Raw genomic sequence first — 19,066 nt, 5'->3', positions numbered from 1 at the left:
TTTTTACCCGATGTATTGGTATTTATGAATAAATCTCCCCTATTAGTAGCCTTGGCGTTAGCGCTAAGTGGTTGTCAAACTGTGACAACTCTAGACTCAGACTCTCAAGTCGCCACGCAAGCAAACCAACAACTCGAAGGCGCAAGTCCTAACGACATTAACAATGCATTGATGGTAAACGCACAATATCAGCAAGTTGACCCTGATGAGCAAGAAGCTCCCGTGTTTGATGATGTGTGGGAGCGAATTCGCTACCAACTTTCTATCGAAATACCGCAAAACCGCCCTGTTGTTACTGAACGTAATTATTACGCTCGCCACCAAGCCTATTTAGATCGTATTTCTAAACGTGCAGAACCTTACTTACACTTTATCGTTGAAGAAGTAGAAAAGCGCGAAATGCCAATCGAAATTGCACTACTGCCTATTGTAGAAAGTGCATTTGACCCATTTGGTTATTCTAATCGCAGCGCATCGGGCATTTGGCAGTTTATGCCTGCAACCGGTGAGCGATTCGATTTAAAACAAAACTGGTGGTACGACGGTCGTCGCGACATAGTGCAGTCGACTCGCGCAGCACTTGACTACTTATCGTATTTACATAAAACACTTGAAGGCGATTGGCTAAATGCAATTGCTGCTTACAACTCAGGTGAAGGGCGTTTAATGCGCGCGATTAAAAAGAATCGTAAAAAGCATTTACCTACCGATTTTTGGTCTCTTGATTTACCAAGCGAAACAACAGCCTACGTACCAAAGTTATTAGCACTTGCCGATTTATTAAAACGCTCAGATGATTTTAACGTTACATGGCAACCAGTAATGAATGCACAAGTGGTTGAAGTGGTTGATGTTGGCTCGCAAATAGATTTAGCGCTTGCTGCTGATATGGCTGATATGACGCTTACTGAGCTATACAGATTAAACCCTGGTTTTAACCGCTGGGCAACTGATCCAAATGGCCCTCATTCTTTATTATTGCCTGTTGATAAAGCAGAGGAATTTAGCCAAAAACTAGCAAACACTGATGTTAAAAACAGATTACGCTGGCAGCGTTATATTGTGGCTCGAGGCGACAGCTTATCGGTAATTGCCAAAAAGTTTACAACAAGCTCAAGCGCAATCCGATCGCTTAATAAACTCAAATCAAATACGATTAAAGTAGGCCAAGAGTTATTAGTCCCGCTTACTGATGGCGCTATAAATAGCGAACATTTACCAAAGCAGATGCGTTTAGCTGCTAATAAAGCAACTCGCACAAAGCTTTCGCACACAGTTAAAAGTGGCGACACGTTATGGGACATTAGCCGCGAATATGACGTAACTATGGATGAGCTGGCTAAATGGAATAAGCTAAAGAAAAACTCTGTACTGCGCCTAAATCAAAAACTAACTGTGTATAAGTCAGCTAATAAACCACAAGCAACGGCAAGCACCAACCGTACTATTACATACAAAGTACGCCGAGGTGACTCACTTGCACGTATTGCGTCTAAATTTAATCTAAGCGTTAACGAAATTATTAAGTGGAATAACTTAGCCGGTCAAAAATACTTACAACCTGGCCAAAAGCTAAAACTTAAAGTAGATGTCAGAAGTAGTTAATACCAATTTTATTAAAAAACATAATCACCCTATCGCATAAAATAGATTCCAAATAGCTCACTTATTTAATGCAATTGGTATAATTCACTACTTAATACACACTAAAAAGGAGCGCATGCGCTACTTTTTAGTGTGTATTAAGCTAAAACAACAGTCACAGCTTGTAGCTTAAACCTAAGAATAAGCGTGGGCCGTAGTCATTCACCTCACCAAGGTTACCTTCAACAAAGAAATCTTGTGATTTAGGTGCGCTGAACAAATTAATTGCTTCTGCTTTAACTCTGAAGTGCTCATCGATTTTGTATGATGCGCGCATTTCCCACACACCTACGCCATCAACATAACGAAGTCGAGTACCATTTGTAGTATATGGTTGGAAATACTCACTACGATATTTGTAAATAACAGCAGTATCAAATCCACCAATTTGGTAGTACAGCTGGCTGCTAAATACATGCTTTGAGAAACCAGGTACTGAAGCCGACTCAATAATACCGTCAGTTAACTGTGTAGTATTACCATCTACGTCAGTCTCAAACGTATCGCCGTATAAGCTATCTTGGAACTCAAAATCAGTGTCTGCATAGTTGTAACCAAATTTCATACCGATGCCATTATCCCAGCGGTAAGAAAATGAAGCTTCAAGACCTAGTATTTCACTGTCATCGTCTGACGTAACAGAGTTAGTAATTGGTAATGAAACTGTTTCACCACCAACAGTAAAATCTTCAATTACTGTTTGCTGCTGAAAGCCGCCGTTGAACTGTTTGTAGTATAAGCTTAACGCTAAGATTGAATCTTCGTTAGGGTACCATTCAAACGCAGCATCATAGTTCCACGACATAAGCGGTTGAGTGTCTGGGTTACCAGAACCATTTACACCGACTAATAAATCGCTGATTGAAGTTGCTGTACCATCTTTATCTTCTTCGAACGTACGGCTGTATCCTAAATCAGATGGATCTGCACGCGACATACCACGGTATATACCTGCACGGAATAAAATATCTTCGCTGTAATCAATAACTAGGTTAAAGCTTGGTAAGTATTTAGTGTAGTCACCACCGCTTTTTATTTTATCCAATGAACCGTTATCAGATTCAACCAGAGAAAGTACACCGGTGTCGCTTGTTACTACGTCAAAGCTATTTCTAAAACCAATCGAAGTTACTTCTGTGTCTACAATACGAAGACCAAAGTTACCGCGAATGAATTTGCCAAATATTTCAGTATCGTAGTTAGCCATTAAGTACACTGATGTTGTTTTTTCTGTTACATCAATTGTACCCGTATTTTCATATTCAACTTCTGGGTAAGCAAACACACCATCAACGTTAGAACCCGCTACAGCTTGTGAGAAACATACGTTGTCGTAAGTAGCCCATGATGAACCTGTGCCGCTAGCTACAACGTTACCGTCGCTATCAACATTTGTTACGATATCGCCATCAGATACACTCGATAAAAAGCCTGATTCAGGGAAATCGATTTGACAACCTTGTAATACGTCAAGCGCTTCAGTACCAGAGTCTAGTGTAAATTCGTTTCTTGAACCGTTACCTTGGCCACCACCATACTGTAGGAAGGTCATTTCAGATGTTCTAATACCACCTTGAACACTGGTAAAAACATTGCCATCTAGCGCATAGTCAAAATCTAATCGCGCTGAAATAACTTCGTTTTCACGTACGTTTTCACGGTCAAGTCGTGTTCTTAGGCTATCTGTAAAGTTTGAAATATCTGTTACGTCAAAATCTGTCAGTGTGAAATGAGGGATCTCATCGCCCATGTCCCAAGAAAAGAAAGTTTGGCTTGAGGTTCTACCACGGTTAGATATTTGAAGTTCTTCGCGTTCTGTTTTTGAGTACGCTAAATCTAAATCAACAGTTAATCTATCTGTAACTGTATGTTCTATATTTATGCCATAACCTTGGTAGTTTTCTTCACGAGAAAATTGCTCACCCGCTGATTCAATGCGCTCTTCACCTTCCCAATGTAAAATACCGCCTACATCGTTAGTTACAAGTGTTGGTCCGGTTACACCGGGTGTTGCACGTTTTTGTAAAAAGATTAAATCGTGGCGTGCTTCTTTTTGTGTTCTATCTGATATTTGTGCATCAAAGTTAACATCCCAATCAGCTGACGGCTGGTACTGCAGTGCAAAAAACATGGCATCACGCTCATCTGATGTTTCGTTTTGGCGGTAACTACGGCTACTGCCAGTCCAAGCATACGGAGTACCATCGCTTTCGGCTTTACCCGTTTGTGAATCAATTTTGGTTTGGTAGCCTTGGTTTTTTAATTTTTCGCCACTTACTTGATCTTCACAGTCGCCTGCTTTACTTCGATAAAAACCTTCATTGGTATTATTTGGATCGTTTAGACACGCCCATAATGAAGAACCAGATGGGCTAGAGCTTCTGTATTCAGCTTCTGGTTGACTAATATCTTGGCGCTGGACACCAAACGATACACCAACGGCTTGGCCGTCATCAAATTCAAACTGGTCAACATAACTAAACGTGCCACGGTAACCCGCGTCACTTTGAAGTGAGTTATCTACATTACCTTCATCTGGGTTGTAATTTAGTTTAACTTCAGCTGATACACGTTGTTTGCCAAAATCAAGTGGAGTTATTGTTTCAAGTGCAATAACACCTGCAACACCACCTTCAATCATTGATGCATCTTGCGTTTTATAAATTGCTACTTTTTTTACAAGTTCAGACGGAAACTGCGAAAAGTTAACTGAGCGGTCACCACTACCATTAGTCGCTTCACGACCATTGATATGCGTTGCACTTAAAAATGGACCAAGACCACGAATAGTGATTTCTGTTGCACCACCGTTTTCACGGTGAGATGCAGCACCTGTAATTGATTCCAGTGCTTCACCGATAGACAGTGCTGGTAAATCACCAATATCTTCAGATGACAGGCCATCAACTACCGTTGTTGCTTCACGTTTAATTGCTATTTGGTCTTGTATCGTTCTACGTGTACCTGTAACACTAATTATTTCAACGTCTTCTTCAACTTCTGTCGCTTTTCCCTGATCTTCCTGTGCGCTTGCTGTAAATACGCAAGAACTTGCCATACCTGCGATGACCGCTGTTCTTACCCATTTTGCAACTGGGCGCATTGCAAACTGCCCTGTTGTAGAATTATTGTTATCTCGTGACTTCAACGACATTTGAATTCTCCGCTGGTTGTTGTTGTGTGATTTTAGTGTGTTAGCTTGTTATGCTGATGTATATTTTATGTGACCTTTGACATTAATATACTTAAACCCAGCACGATGATCAACCAATTTTAGATTTAAATATTACCAATAGGTATACCAATTATCACTTTCAATCATTACCGTGGTGTCAGATAGGTTTGAAGCGAAGAATACTAATAATTGAGAACAAGGAATGATTAGTAAAATTAAATCAAATAAAACTAGGTACTCGGAGCTAATAACACCCAAGTTTGAAGGATTAATTAATGCTGTTACTTAATAGGTATTTAAGAAATTAGATTCTGATACCGATTGAGTAAGGGAAGTGGATATTAGGAATGCGTTAGATAAATTGTTAAAAAGTAGGGGTTATTATCTTGCCCCTACTTTATTTATATACTAAGTGATGCTTTATAAAATAGCGTTATTATAAAACTCTACAGGCTCATTTGAGCCCAAAGCAACAGGCACACGTTGATGCAAGCTAGTTGGCGCAATATCTAAAATACGCGTTCCTCTAGAGGTTGCTTTACCACCTGCGTTTTCAACTAAAAGCGCTAACGGGTTTGCTTCATAAAGCAGTCTTATTTTTCCGTTATCGTTACCACTGCGTTTATCTTGCGGATACAAAAATAACCCGCCTCGGCATAATATACGATGAACGTCGCCTACCATCGCTGCATTCCAACGCATTGAGCTTTTTTCAAAGCTTTCACAGGTGTAAAGCAATTTATCAAAATACACTTGTGTCGGTTCGTCCCAATAACGGTAGTTAGCCATATTAACGGCAAATTCACGACTCTGCTCTGGCACACTTAACTGCTTATTTGTCAGTAGATAACCGCCATGCGTTGAGTCTAATGTATAACAACGCGTTGGACCGCCAGTACTCATTACAAGTAATGATGAAGGGCCGTATAACACATAGCCTGCACATACTTGATTTACACCAGGCTGACTAAATTGCTCGTCGCTGTCGAAGGCAACATCATCACGGGCTAAGTAAATAGTAAATATAGTGCCTATTTGCCCATTAACATCAATATTAGAAGAGCCATCTAGTGGGTCAAAAGCAACAATAAACTTACCTTCAGGATGGCCACCTACCGCATGATCTTCTTCCTCTGATGCAACTGATCGAACGCTGCTGTCGTCAAGTAGTATGTCTTTAAGTAGTTGGTTTGCAATTACATCTAGCTTTTTTTGAACTTCACCTTGGATGTTTTCATTCAATGTTGAACCTAAAACACCGGCTAATTCACCTTGGCTTACTCGAAAAGCAATTTCTTTACTGGTCGCTAAAATTGTGCGAATAAGCAAAATAAGATCGGTATCTACACCGTCTTCTTTTAATACTGTATTTAGTCTTTTCATGCGCTATACCTATTTACACAATTTAGATCGTCAAAGCATTGCTCTAGTCTTGCAACCATACTTTGCTCTGAATGACGCAACCATACGCGAGGGTCATAGTATTTTTTGTTTGGCTTATCATCCCCATCAGGGTTACCAATTTGCTCTTGTAGGTATGCTTGGTTATCTTTGTAGTAGTCTAAAATACCTGTCCAACACGCCCATTGCGTATCGGTATCAATATTCATTTTAACTACACCATAGGTTAAAGACTCTGCAATTTTATCGTACTCAGAACCACTACCACCATGAAATACAAAGTTAATTGAGTTGCTTGGTAGATTAAATTTTTCTGATACGTAAGCTTGTGAATCTTTTAAAATAGTTGGTGTAAGAACAACGTTTCCTGGCTTATATACACCGTGAACATTGCCAAAAGACGCTGCAATTATAAAGTTAGGGCTAATACGACTTAAACGTTCGTAAGCAAATGCAACATCTTCAGGCTGAGTGTATAAAGAAGAGCTGTCTAGGTGTGAGTTATCAACACCGTCTTCTTCGCCGCCCGTGCAGCCAAGCTCAATTTCAAGCGTCATACCTATTTTTGCCATACGCGTTAAGTAACGTTCACAAATTTCGATATTTTCTTCTAAAGGCTCTTCTGACAAATCAATCATATGCGAGCTAAACAGTGGTTTGCCAGTCAGTTCAAAGTGTCTTTCACCTTCATCAAGCAAACCATCAATCCAAGGTAGTAGCTTTTTAGCTGCGTGATCAGTATGAAGCATCACTGCTACTTCATAATGTGCTGCCACTGAATGTACATATCTTGCAGCACTTACCGCCCCAAGCACTGCTGATTGTTGCTCCGGTAAAGATAAGCTTTTACCACAAAAAAATTGAGCTCCACCATTAGAAAGCTGAATAATAACGGGCGAGTTTTTCTTTTTAGCAGCTTCTAGCGTCGCATTTATAGATGTTGTACTAACAACATTTACCGCTGGCAACGCATATTGATTAGTACGCGCATGTTCATACACAGCACTTACTTCATCGCCAACGATTACACCTGGCAGTATTGTTGGGGCTAAATAATTCATTTATGAAATCCTTTCTATTTTAAAGCCTGGATACAAGAATCAGTAATTGCTTGCCAATTTTCTTGTTCAACCCACTCTTTTTTCGCTATCCAAGTACCGCCAACGGCGAATACATTATTTAAAGAAAGATAGTCCATTTTGTTACTTTCGCTAACACCACCTGTAGGGCAAAAGCTGACTGCTCTAAATACTGACGACACAGCTGATACAAAAGGAGCGCCACCGGCAAGCGATGCTGGGAATAATTTTTGCTCTTCAAAGCCATATTCAAGCGCCATTAAAATATCACCGGTGTTTGATACACCAGGAAGTACCGGCACATTACATTTAGCAAGAGCAGTAAGTAGCGCTGGAGAAACCGCTGGCGTTACAATAAAGTCAGAACCCGCTTCAAGTGCTTGCTCTAAAATGTCAGTATTTATGACTGTACCCGCACCGACTTTTAGCTCTGGCACTTGCGCCTTAATAGCTTTTAATGCTTCTAAAGAAGCCTCTGTTCTTAGTACTACTTCAACTAAAGTAAGGCCAGCGTTAGCCATAGCTTTCGCTATTTGAACACCTTGCTCTGGCGTATCAGCTTGAATTATAGGTAGCAGTGTTTGTCCTGACATAAGTTCAGAAAAGCGAGTCATAACGTTGTTCCTTTATAAAAAGTAATGCGGCCGAGGTATGGCGGCCTTTAATGTTTGATTAACCTGAACTCTAGATAATAAATCTATCTCAAGCAGCTATTTTCAGCGCTAACTGCGTTGAATTTACTTGCAATAGGCCCGCTATTGACGCGTAAATTCGCCTTGTTTTCACTGAAAATCTCTAGCTAGAGAAAATAATTTTAAATATCACCATGATTCAATATGTTAGTAAATCTCTTAACCAGAGTTCAGGTTAATTATTTTGTTATACCAATTGCATTAAATTAATGAGCTATTATAGCGACAAGAAAATAGCTCAATAACAAGGCTAAAATTATGATACATAGTTGTTCTATATAAATAATTTTTAACGTAGTTAGTGAGTTATTTAATACGCTAAGGTGATCATGTTTTTAATAAAATTGGTATCAGATACCAGCTTCAACCATTGCTAGCTGAAATATATCTTTTGGAGCAATAGCGCCTGGCTGTTGTATAACCGCACCGGCGGCTTTTGCAGCAAGTTGTACAGCACTCGAAATTGGTTTATCAGATAAACGAGCACCTAAGTAAACACCGTTAAAAGCATCGCCTGCGGATGTCGTATCTACAACATTTGTTACCGGTATTATAGTGTGGCTTTGAAGAGTATTGCCCTCTTTTGTCACTACTGATTCAGGGCCATTTTTAACAACAATTTCTTCAATTTGGTAAGGTTTTAAATATTCAACAACCGCTTCTACGCTATGAACGTCATAAAGTGTTGTTAAATCTTCAACGCCAGGTAGGGTAATATCTGCAAGCGTAAAGGCTAAATGATATTGCTCTTTAGTTTCCTCTACACTATTCCACAAACGCGCTCTGTAGTTAGGATCAAAAACTATTTTAACCCCAGCATCTTTGAGCTGCTTTACAACTTTCCAAAAATGCTCACGTGCACTTTCTTCAATTATTGCTAATGAAATTCCTGAAAAGAAAAACATATCACCTTGGCTAAGTTGCTCGAGTGCATCAGCAGCTAAAAAATCAACAACCTTTTTAGCTGCAGAATCATTACGCCAATAAATAAAGCTACGCTCACCATGCTCATCGGTTTCTATGTAATACATGCCAGGTACTTTGGTATCGTGAGCAAATACGAGTTGTGTATTTATTTGTTCACTTTCAAAGCGTTCTAGCATTTTTTTACTTAAATTATCTTGACCTAAAGCCGTAACAACCGAAGTAGTAACCTGCGGGAAGCAACGTTTTAAATACACTGCAGAATTATAAACATCGCCTGCAAATGATTGGTGTAGTGTGGCTGCGCTCATAGCTCTAAGCTCGACCATGCATTCACCGATAAAGTAAATATTTTTCATCTTGGAAGTTACCCTATGTAGTTAACTGCTATGCGCTTATACAAAACATGTAGGCATAGCAGTTATTATCTAGATTATTGAGGCTTTTTAAGAGGTTCTATTTTTGGAATTAAAATCCAAACAGCTGCCATTGCTATAATGGCTAAAGAAGCACCAATAACAAATGCTGGCGTATAGTTACCATCAGCAGTAAGAATAGGCACAAGCGATGTAAGGCCTACAGCACCAAGTTTTGCCGCCATACCAGAGAAACCTGATAATGTACCTACAGCTTTTTTGCCTAACAAATCACTTGGTAGTGTTTGCACGTTACCAATTGCAGTTTGAAAACCAAATAATATAACAGCCATAATTAGTACCGCTGTCGTTGGTCCGCCTGGATTTGCCATTGCAAGTAATGCAGGTAACATAATTAAACAGCCCAGCGTTATAGTTAGCTTACGTGTTTTATCTGTATTCCAACCGGCTTTGAGTCGGTTTTGAGCTAATAAGCCACCAAACCAAGCACCAAACATAGCGCCAACATAAGGTACCCAACCATATATACCAATAGACTTAACATCCATGCCGTATACTTCGTTTAGGTAAATAGGTATCCAAAAAACAAATAACCACCAAATAGGGTCAATCGCAGCAGAGGCAATAATTACACCCCAGCTTTGCTTACGAGAAAGTAACTCAGCAGTTGAAGGGTTATATTCTTCTTCGTCTTCACCTGTTACATCGCCATTATCATCAACACGTCTTTGACCTGTTAAGATATATTCACGCTCTTGTGCAGTAAGCCAAGGATGAGAGCTAGGCGGCGCTTTAACTAAAATTAACCAAGGCACTAACCAAAGAAAACCTAATACGCCCACAAAAACAAACACCATTTGCCAGCTAAAGTAGATAGTTAAATAAGCAATTAAAGGAATAGCAATAATACCGCCAATTGCGGCGCCAGAGTTGAAGATACCCTGTGCTAAGGCGCGCTCTTTAGTAGGAAACCATTCAGCATTACCTTTAGCTGCGCCCGGCCAGTTACCGGCTTCTGCTACACCTAAGATTGCGCGAAAAATACTAAGGCTAAGTACACCTTGTGCAAATGCATGTGCAACGGTTGCAATAGACCAAACACCTATCGATAAAACAAAACCGAAGCGTGTGCCTACCCAGTCAAATATTTTACCAAATATGGCTTGACCAAATGCATAAGCAAATACAAACACAATTGAAATATTAGCGTATATTTGTTTGCGTTCTAGCGCTGATTCATCAGGAAATAAATCTTCAACGATGTCCGGCCAAAGCACACTAAGTGCTTGACGGTCGATATAGTTAATAATGGTAGCTAGCGCAATTAGCGCTATAACCCACCAACGTAAGCCTTTAAGTTGCATAATTAATCCTCAAGAAAGTCTTCACGCGCTGGGCTAAAAGTATCAATCAGGATTCCGCCTGTTGGGCAGGTAGCTCCATGATCAGCAAATGGTGGGATTAAGCAGCTATCACCCGGTTTTAAGATTTTAGTGACGCCATCAATGTTAAAGTGGAACTCACCTTCAACAACATACGTTACTTGAGAATGTCTGTGAGCATGGTTATAACCAATAGCCCCTTTCTCAAACCAAATTTTAACAGCCATTAGCTCTTCGTTATAACCTAGCATTTGACGTTTTAGACCATTTCCTAAATCTTCAATTTCGGTCTCGTTGCCAAATGAAAAGTTTGCGCTTTGCTTTTGCATCCTATTTACTCCTGATTATTGTTCATCATATAAACGCCTAATCGGCCATTTAAAGTGAACTCTTTATTTTGATAATTGAATGTATTTTTAGCTGAGGTTGGTGCTTTATTAATAGCCACTAAATATGACTTGCCTTTAATATCAAGTTCAACAAGTGTTAAATCGCCCTGCTGACTATATTCAAGCTTTGTAACTCTACTAACAGCTTCTAACGTATATTCTTTACTTGGATTGTATTCACCGTGAGGCTCTAATACAGATATAAATTTATGATGCTTTTGACCCTCAACACGACGAATAAAACCGTTTTCGTTGCGTAAGTTAAAATCAGGGTCGTTTGCGCCTATTTGAGTAAACAAGAAAGACTCATCACCTTTCACCAAACTCGTTTGCGTATAAAAGCGACCATTTTCGTTTAACCACGTTACTTTAGCTAAACCACTTTGAGGTTGCGCTTGAGCTTTAAGCCATAGATGCTGGTAGCCATTTTTAGTACCTAATGCAGACAGTTGTGTTGCATTCGCTTTTAGCTCAAAGCTGGTATCTATAAGCTGACCTTTATAATGCAAAGGCAAATCAAGCTGATGTGCTTTATTTGCTGCAACATCAAATATATCAAGTGCAACTGTACTTTGTAGTTCAGGTAAGTTAATAAGTGCAAGCGTACGCTCAAGATCAACGCCTTTATAAGCTGTGCTTATTTCGCCGCTTGAAACCGTGCCGTATTCATTCGTTTCGAAAAAGTTAAGTGTAGGGTAATTACTATTTCCTACTTCAACATTTGCATTAAAATGCGTTGTTTCGTCAACCACTACCGTATTGTGCGCAACAGTGTGTTTAGCGTAAGTTTCGTTTTCAGGTAAATAACGACCGCCGTATTTAGCTTCTACATTTAAAAAACGTGCTGCGCCATAATCAGATACAATTTCATTACCGTGGTCGTAAAACTGCCATGTTAGTTTATCAAAATGACCGTGACCTAAGCCTTGTGCAGCAGGTTTAAATAGTAGAGCTTGATCGCCACCTACCTGCGTTCTCATTACAACTAGAGCACCTTGTTTACCGTCATTACCATCGCCGAAGGCAACAGATTTAAACGAATAAGGTTTTGCCATGTTGTTATCAAGTGCTTGAGCTACTTTTAGTCCATCACCAGAGAGAATTATTTGGTCTTGTTGCTTAGCAATATCAAGGTAGCCTGCGTCGTTAGTTAATCCATACGCTGCAGTTACACCATTAACTAACTCAATAGTATCGATACCTTTACTTTTTATTGCATCGTTAATTGGAAAAAACAAACCGTTGTAGCTAAGTTGAATCGTCGTATCAATCGCTTTTAATAATATGCCATCACGATATTCAAAGATTTTTCGTTGTGGTTCGTTGTTTTCAATCGCTTTAGCAAACGTTACAAAGGGTAATAGTGCAAAGCGTTGATAGTAAGGACCTTCGTTATAGTAACCTTGTGGTGAAAACAGCATTTCTAGCTGCTTAATAAAGCCACCTTTACCCGACTTTTCTAAATCGTATAATGATTTTTCTACCCACTCAGGTTCACCTAATACATACCCTGCCATGCCAACACCCGCTGTTGCCCATGTTCCATGGTTATGTACTTTATTAAATGTAGAGGGTTGGCCTACTGATGTGAACAACGAAACAGGACGTAGTAAGTCATCCTCGATTGTTTTAATGTTATCGGCATTTAACGAGTCATGAATTAGATCATAAGCTTGTATTGTGTACACAAGCCACATTGCTTCATTTAGGCTTTGCCAAAAAAACTTACCTGGATTTTGCGAGTCCATTTTACGTTTTGGATGCAGACCAAGCGTTGGGTATAATTTTGCATACTCAAGCAACATATCACGCACGTAATTTGCATATTTATCATCTTGGCTTAATTGATAAATAATGCCCGCGTTGTACATAAGTTGGTAATTTTTCTTATGACGCTCATGTGTATAACCACCACCACCATCTTTTGGTACAGGTACCGCAATTGGTTGAGCTATTTGTTCGTCTACTTGCGCTTTTAATAGCTCAAACGCAGTAGAAAATTTACCTTCGCTGCCTATTGCTTGGCGCATATGACTTACGTCATCAGTAGTAATTACTAAGTTTGGGTGCGCTGCATGCGCACCCAATGATGTAAGTAATGTAAGTGCTGCTACAGCCGCTATTTTAAAACCTGTTTGGCATTTTAATAAGTACATAGTATTTACCCTGCCTTATTTAAAATGTTGTTATTTTTTAATACTGCTGTATGTGGGCCTTTAACTCTTAGTTCTTTAACACTTGGTGCTTTAGTTACATCAAATGTATTGTCTGAGATTTCAGTTTTAGGCTCGCCTACTGTGTGCTCTACAACAATAGGAGCAGATTTAACAAATTTATTATCTTTGATATTAGTAACCTGAACACCGTGAACATAAATGCTCGCTTGCTCTTTGTTACGCTTACCAAGGCCGACGTTATTAAGCGTGTTATTTGTCATTTCAAAATGAGGGCCAAATGTACTTTCATCAGTACCACCACGGTAAAGCTTAAGTACACCGCCTTCTACATCATTAAATGTATTATTATTTACAATAACGTATTCCGCGTTATAAACACCTAAGTCTTCAATTTCAGTATTTAGACGTAAAATGTCACCTGTTACTGTATTAAAGGTATTACCTGTAACAATAATTTCGTCAGCCATTGCACCTTTACCAGTGATAAAGAAATGGAATGAATGATTAATATCTAAAGCATTTAACTCTGAGTTGGTCATTACAAAGCGGTAATTATCAACCATACCCCATTTTTGCGTACGAACAATGCTGTTACCTATTGCATCTGGCGCGTTTTCACCTGAAATAGATAAACCATCTAGTTTTAAGCTGCCGCCATCATGTATTTCAAACAAGGTAGAGCGTTGAAAAGTAAGTTTAGACTTTTTGTTCTGCTTTGCTTTAATTGTCAACGTTTTATCAATTTTAACCAGTTTAGAAACATCATACTGGCCAGGCGCTAGTTCTAGAACATCGCCCGACTCTGCATTATCAATAGCGTCTAGTAATGCACTTACATCAGCTTTAACAGAATGTGTCTTACCAGAATCAAACTCAACAAGTGCTGGTACTTTTGCATACCAGCTAACACCGGTATCTTCTTTTTTAAGTACTTTTAAGTCGCGTTTTGCACCTACATTTAAACTTTTAGATGTTGGGTAAAGTAGACCATTACTTGCTTTTTTAAGCGTGATTTTTTCTCTTTTTACACCGTACGTTAGCTCAGAAAGTACTTTTGTATCAGCAATGTTGTTACTTAGTACCAGCCCGCTTACATCATCAAATGTTGTAAATGGCTGTTCACTATCTTGATTTATGATTAAGTTGTTTTTCATTACGCTATCTTTAGGTGCAGCGCTACGCTCAGCATCGCTACCAGCGGCAAGTTGAATATGACGCACATTTATAAATGTGTTGTTTTCAATTGTCGCATTTTCAACTTGGTGATAACGATTTATAGATGAATTTGGTACGCCGTTCATCACAGTAAAGCCACTGCCAAAACGATACCCTGTTAGACCTTGTAGGTAGTTATTTCTTACAATTTGGTCTTTATTGATAACGCGAATACCACCTGTGTGGTCAACACCATTACCAATAAAAATATTTTCTTCTATAAGGTTACCGTTACCATGGCGCAGCGTTAATGTACCGCGCGCTTCATAAAATACGTTATTACGAAGAATGTTTTTGCCTGACTTAACCGAAACAATTTCTACTTCACCATTGGTGCGTTCAAAATAGTTATTTTCTACCAATGTATGTGAATCAGTTAATGAGTAATGGCTGGTGCCAATACGAAGGGTTTCACCACCGTTTGAACCAAAAGTTGGACGGTAGCCAAAATAGTTGTTGTCTATGCGGTGATAGTTTTCCTGACTTGCTTGAGTGTTTAAACGAACAGCAACTGTCACACCTTTATTTCGTTTGCCAACTAAATGACTATGATCAAAGCGGTTATGTTGTCCATATAATGCAACCCAATAATCAGACTCTCGTTTGTCTGGATTACTGTAATTATCGATTACTGTTTGAGTAACTCGTGAATTGTAGGCTAATTCATTTTTATTTTTACGAAACTCTATTACAGCTGAGCTCGGTGTGTAGCCGTCTTTAAATACTAAACCTGAGGCTTCAAGGTATTTACCTGCAAGTCTTAGGTTCGATTGACCCGATAAAATTACTTTACCGTTAGTTTCAGCGGTCAATAAAATAGGAGAGTTTTTTGTACCTTGGCCTTCAAGTAGGATTTCGAAGTCAGACCAAGTACCATTTTTAAGTACTACTTTGTCGCCAGCAACTAGATTAGCTGCGATATCATTAAAAGCTTGTTTACTTTCTACAAAATAATCTTTGGCCGCTATTTGTGTGGATATGCAACCGATGAGAACTAGACTAAGCTTTATTGTGTTAATCAAACGCATAGTTAACTCTTTTTCGTTGTGACTGAAAGTAGTGCTTCATCAGAATTTAAAAAAGCTGACATTGCACAAAGACTTTAGTCAATTGGTGTCATGTGTGTTAAAGCGCCTTAAGCCAAAAGCTTAAAGCGCTCAATAAGGTCGAGAAGTATTACTTTTCTAGCTTTTTGAAGTAATCAAAAATTTCAGGAACGTTACCTTGACCCATACCAGCGTCAAACGCTGCTTGTAGGTTAGCTGATGAACCTTCAGCGATTTTTGATTCAGTACCTAGGTCTTCTACCATTTGTAGGAAGTAGCCTAAATCTTTGTTTGCATTAGCAATCGAGAAACCAAGGTCGCTAACATTATCAACTGCATAGTTTTTACAAAATTGCATAAACGGCGAATTAGATGGACCAGTCGACATGATGTCAAAAAGTTGTTGACGGTCAACACCAGCAAGCTCTGCAACTGCAAATGCTTGTGACATAGCACATACTGTAGTCATGCCCATGAAGTTGTTGATAAGCTTAGTTGTATGACCTGCACCTAGCTCGCCAAGATGGAAAACGTTTTCACCTTGATCTTCTAGTACTGGTTTAACTTTATTGAATGTATCAATATCGCCTGCAGCCATGATGTTTAAAAGGCCGTCTTTAGCATGTGCTGGTGTACGACCAAGAGGAGCATCAATCATGCCTGCGCCTTTAGCTGCTAAATCAGCACCAATTTTTTTAGTAGATGATGGAATAGAAGTACCAAAATCAACTAGTACTGCACCTTCTTTAATACCCGCTAGGATACCGTCTTCTGCATAAATGATTTTTTCTACAACGGCAGAAGTTGTAAGACAAAACATAACAATATCTGAACCTTCAGCTAGCTCTTTAGCAGTGCTTGCTGTTTTTGCGCCTCTAGCGACACATGCTGCAACCGCATCTTTGCTAAGGTCCATAACAATTAGCTCATAGCCTTTGTTTTGTAAATTTTCGGCCATGTTGCCGCCCATTAAGCCTAAGCCGATGAAACCGATGACTGGTTTTGACATGAATAACTCCTAAATATGTGGCGCATACTTTTATAAGAACAAGTAAAATCTACTTTAAAATACGCTGTGTCTTTGTTTCAATTTGTAGAGTAACTTTAAGCTTGAGTTATTTATAAATTAACCTGTGCAAAACGTAACTCTGATTAATTACCAATACATTGTATTCACTCAAACCAAGCAACTTACCAATTGGTATGCAAAAACTGTATTACCATACGTCTTTTTTGTCAACCAATAAGTTAACCAAGTAAATCCCATATTTTTACAAATTACATACAAATAAATTTAATATCAATTAAAAACAAAAAGTTAGATATCACAAACCCAATCAGGCATAGGTTAACTTTTGTTGAACAATCAGTAACTTTTTTTATACTAATAGGTTGACCAATAATTGAGTGTTCTTTATTTAAATATGCAAAATTCAATAAAATGGTTCATTAATTGGTAATTTACAATTGATGTTATTGGTAAAATTATAAGGATCATACGTCAACAGCTTCCAACTCTAAATGGTATTGAGGTTGTGATTTGTACGTAACGCCTACATATATGGCTAATACATATAAAAACCACAAAATGCGCTTAATAATAGCGCTTAGTTAAAAATATACTGAACTTTGAAAAATCACTAAAGGAACTGAATAATGCGTTTATTACATACTATGCTGCGTGTAGCGGATTTAGACAAATCAATTGCTTTTTATACTGAAGTATTAGGTATGAAGGAATTACGCAGAGCTGATAACAGTGAATACAGATACACTCTTGCCTTTATTGGATATGGCGACGAAGCAGATAATACAGTATTAGAGTTAACTTATAACTGGGACGAGGATAGCTACGACCTGGGTAATGGATATGGTCATATTGCCATTGAGTTTGATGATATTTACAAGGCCTGTGCTGATATTAGAGCAGCCGGTGGTAATGTTAGTCGTGAACCTGGACCAGTAAAAGGCGGCACTACTGAAATTGCTTTTGTAAAAGACCCTGATGGTTATTCAATAGAACTTATTCAGAAAAAAGATGACATGAGTAAATTTTAAATTACTTAACAACTAGTTCAAGTTATAACAATTTGCTTAATGCCAATCTGCTTATATATGGGGTCTATTTAACGTTAAGAAAATTACGCTAGGACTAGGCAATAATTTTTGTATCTAGTTGTTCTAAATAAAAAATTTTTAACGACGTTATAGTGCAATTTAATTCGTTAAATTGATCAAAGATTTATGCTGGTTGGTATAACTATGGGGGGTTTAATTTTATAAATTGTTCAAATATTTATGCAGGTTGGTATTAAATAAAAAGGTGCTTTTCAGCACCTTTTTAACGCAACTGACTATCTTTACTGCCACGTCTATTAAACGATTTAGCGCTAGCATCATTACCTTCTATTGCAGCTTGGCATACAACACAGTAGCGCACTCCTGGTAACGCGAGCCTTCGTGCTTGTGGGATTTTCTCATCGCACTCATCACATAACTCTGCACTTGCGCCAGATATTAAATTGCTTCTTGCATACTGTACGGCGTCATTAACACTCGCATCAATTTGATCTTGAATTGCACCGTCTCGTGCCCATCCACTTGCCATAAATCCTCCTAATAAAGTTGGATGTTTAAATTTATGCTACCAAATAGAATCTTTATAAGTACTGAATGTTTTTGGATTTTTGGATTTTTGGATTTTTGGATTTTTGGATTTTTGGATTTTTGGATTTTTGGATTTTTGGATTTTTGGATTTTTGGATTTTATCTTAATAACACTACACTTCCCTATTAAAAAACAAGTAATTGGCGCCCTCAAGAAATTAGTACTCTTGATAACGTCGTGCATAGAGAGTGCGGTATCACACTGCTAATACAATACTTAAAATAGTAAGTGGCGTCCCCAAGGGGATTCGAACCCCTGTTACCGCCGTGAAAGGGCGGTGTCCTAGGCCTCTAGACGATGGGGACACATAAATGTGTCACTAGGACAACTGAATTTTTAAACTCGTTTCAGGCGAGCTTTCTTAATAACACTTCACTTCCCTATTAAAAATAAGTAAGTGGCGTCCCCAAGAGATTAGTACTCTTGATAACGTCGTGCATAGAGAGTGCGGTGTCACACTGCTTTACACAATACTTAAAATAAGTAAGTGGCGTCCCCAAGGGGATTCGAACCCCTGTTACCGCCGTGAAAGGGCGGTGTCCTAGGCCTCTAGACGATGGGGACACATAAATGTGTCACTAGGACAACTGAATTTTTAGACTCGTTTCAGGCGAGTTTTCTTAATAACACTTCACTTTCCTATTGAAAATAAGTAAGTGGCGTCCCCAAGGGGATTCGAACCCCTGTTACCGCCGTGAAAGGGCGGTGTCCTAGGCCTCTAGACGATGGGGACACATAAATGTGTCACTAGGACAACTGAATTTTTAGACTCGTTTCAGGCGAGCTTTCTTAATAACACTTCACTTCCCTATTTAAAATAAGTAAGTGGCGTCCCCAAGGGGATTCGAACCCCTGTTACCGCCGTGAAAGGGCGGTGTCCTAGGCCTCTAGACGATG

Annotated in this window: 13 protein-coding genes and 4 tRNA genes; 2 read left to right on the top strand and 15 right to left on the bottom strand. The window is 38.9% G+C overall.

Annotation, left to right across the window (positions count from 1 at the left end; all coding sequences use genetic code 11):
* Window positions 1-24 precede the first annotated feature (24 nt).
* Window positions 25-1,605, top strand: a complete 1,581-nt coding sequence (locus I6F42_RS16760; RefSeq protein ID WP_197152855.1) for a LysM peptidoglycan-binding domain-containing protein — start codon at window positions 25-27, stop codon at window positions 1,603-1,605.
* Window positions 1,606-1,759: 154 nt separating this feature from the next.
* On the opposite strand, the gene I6F42_RS16755 is transcribed toward I6F42_RS16760, so the two are convergent.
* The 10 genes from I6F42_RS16755 to I6F42_RS16710 all read right to left on the bottom strand — a co-directional run bounded on the left by I6F42_RS16755 (window position 1,760) and on the right by I6F42_RS16710 (window position 16,510).
* Window positions 1,760-4,798 (bottom strand): TonB-dependent receptor, encoded by a 3,039-nt coding sequence (locus I6F42_RS16755; protein ID WP_197152854.1) that lies wholly within the window; start codon window positions 4,796-4,798, stop codon window positions 1,760-1,762.
* Window positions 4,799-5,239: 441 nt separating this feature from the next.
* A complete protein-coding gene (locus I6F42_RS16750) occupies window positions 5,240-6,202 on the bottom strand; it encodes a class 1 fructose-bisphosphatase (protein ID WP_010555334.1) in 963 nt (320 codons plus the stop codon).
* Window positions 6,199-7,281 (bottom strand): class II fructose-bisphosphate aldolase, encoded by a 1,083-nt coding sequence (gene fbaA / locus I6F42_RS16745; RefSeq protein WP_007585332.1) that lies wholly within the window; start codon window positions 7,279-7,281, stop codon window positions 6,199-6,201. Before fbaA ends, I6F42_RS16750 begins: the two co-directional genes overlap by 4 nt.
* A 14-nt stretch (window positions 7,282-7,295) precedes the next feature.
* Window positions 7,296-7,913 (bottom strand): bifunctional 4-hydroxy-2-oxoglutarate aldolase/2-dehydro-3-deoxy-phosphogluconate aldolase, encoded by a 618-nt coding sequence (eda, locus tag I6F42_RS16740; protein ID WP_007585331.1) that lies wholly within the window; start codon window positions 7,911-7,913, stop codon window positions 7,296-7,298.
* Between the two features lie 428 nt (window positions 7,914-8,341).
* On the bottom strand, window positions 8,342-9,274 hold the full coding sequence (locus I6F42_RS16735) for a sugar kinase (protein WP_197152853.1): 933 nt from the start codon (window positions 9,272-9,274) through the stop codon (window positions 8,342-8,344).
* A 74-nt stretch (window positions 9,275-9,348) separates the two neighbouring features.
* Window positions 9,349-10,656, bottom strand: coding sequence for an MFS transporter (locus tag I6F42_RS16730; protein WP_024592292.1), 1,308 nt, complete (start codon window positions 10,654-10,656; stop codon window positions 9,349-9,351).
* A 2-nt stretch (window positions 10,657-10,658) separates the two neighbouring features.
* Window positions 10,659-11,003 carry a cupin domain-containing protein gene (locus I6F42_RS16725; protein WP_002962963.1) on the bottom strand — a complete coding sequence of 115 codons (345 nt, stop codon included), beginning with the start codon at window positions 11,001-11,003 and terminating at the stop codon, window positions 10,659-10,661.
* A 5-nt stretch (window positions 11,004-11,008) separates the two neighbouring features.
* Entirely contained in the window at window positions 11,009-13,219 is a 2,211-nt protein-coding gene (locus I6F42_RS16720) for a heparinase II/III family protein (protein WP_024591531.1), read from the bottom strand.
* 5 nt (window positions 13,220-13,224) lie between these two features.
* The gene (locus tag I6F42_RS16715) at window positions 13,225-15,483 is read right to left on the bottom strand and encodes a polysaccharide lyase 6 family protein (RefSeq protein WP_197152852.1); all 2,259 of its coding nucleotides are present in this window, start codon (window positions 15,481-15,483) and stop codon (window positions 13,225-13,227) included.
* Window positions 15,484-15,631: 148 nt separating this feature from the next.
* A complete protein-coding gene (locus tag I6F42_RS16710) occupies window positions 15,632-16,510 on the bottom strand; it encodes an NAD(P)-dependent oxidoreductase (protein WP_007585320.1) in 879 nt (292 codons plus the stop codon).
* Window positions 16,511-17,157: 647 nt separating this feature from the next.
* Here I6F42_RS16710 and gloA point away from each other — a divergent pair.
* Window positions 17,158-17,559, top strand: coding sequence for a lactoylglutathione lyase (gloA, locus tag I6F42_RS16705; protein WP_166379483.1), 402 nt, complete (start codon window positions 17,158-17,160; stop codon window positions 17,557-17,559).
* A gap of 283 nt (window positions 17,560-17,842) precedes the next feature.
* Here the strand turns inward: gloA and I6F42_RS16700 are convergent, their stop codons facing one another.
* The 5 genes from I6F42_RS16700 to I6F42_RS16680 form a co-directional block, all read right to left on the bottom strand.
* Entirely contained in the window at window positions 17,843-18,109 is a 267-nt protein-coding gene (locus I6F42_RS16700; RefSeq protein WP_007585315.1) for a DksA/TraR family C4-type zinc finger protein, read from the bottom strand.
* A 289-nt stretch (window positions 18,110-18,398) separates the two neighbouring features.
* Window positions 18,399-18,474, bottom strand: a tRNA-Glu gene (locus I6F42_RS16695).
* Window positions 18,475-18,657: 183 nt separating this feature from the next.
* Window positions 18,658-18,733: transfer RNA gene (locus tag I6F42_RS16690), tRNA-Glu, on the bottom strand.
* Between the two features lie 93 nt (window positions 18,734-18,826).
* Window positions 18,827-18,902 (bottom strand) — tRNA-Glu (locus I6F42_RS16685).
* Window positions 18,903-18,995: 93 nt separating this feature from the next.
* Window positions 18,996-19,065, bottom strand: a tRNA-Glu gene (locus I6F42_RS16680).
* Window position 19,066: the final 1 nt, after the last annotated feature.

Source organism: Pseudoalteromonas sp. SWYJZ12 (assembly GCF_015864395.1).
Lineage (GTDB): Bacteria > Pseudomonadota > Gammaproteobacteria > Enterobacterales > Alteromonadaceae > Pseudoalteromonas > Pseudoalteromonas arctica.
Note: the sequence above shows the minus strand (reverse complement) of the source record. Positions and strands in the feature narration are given on the sequence as shown.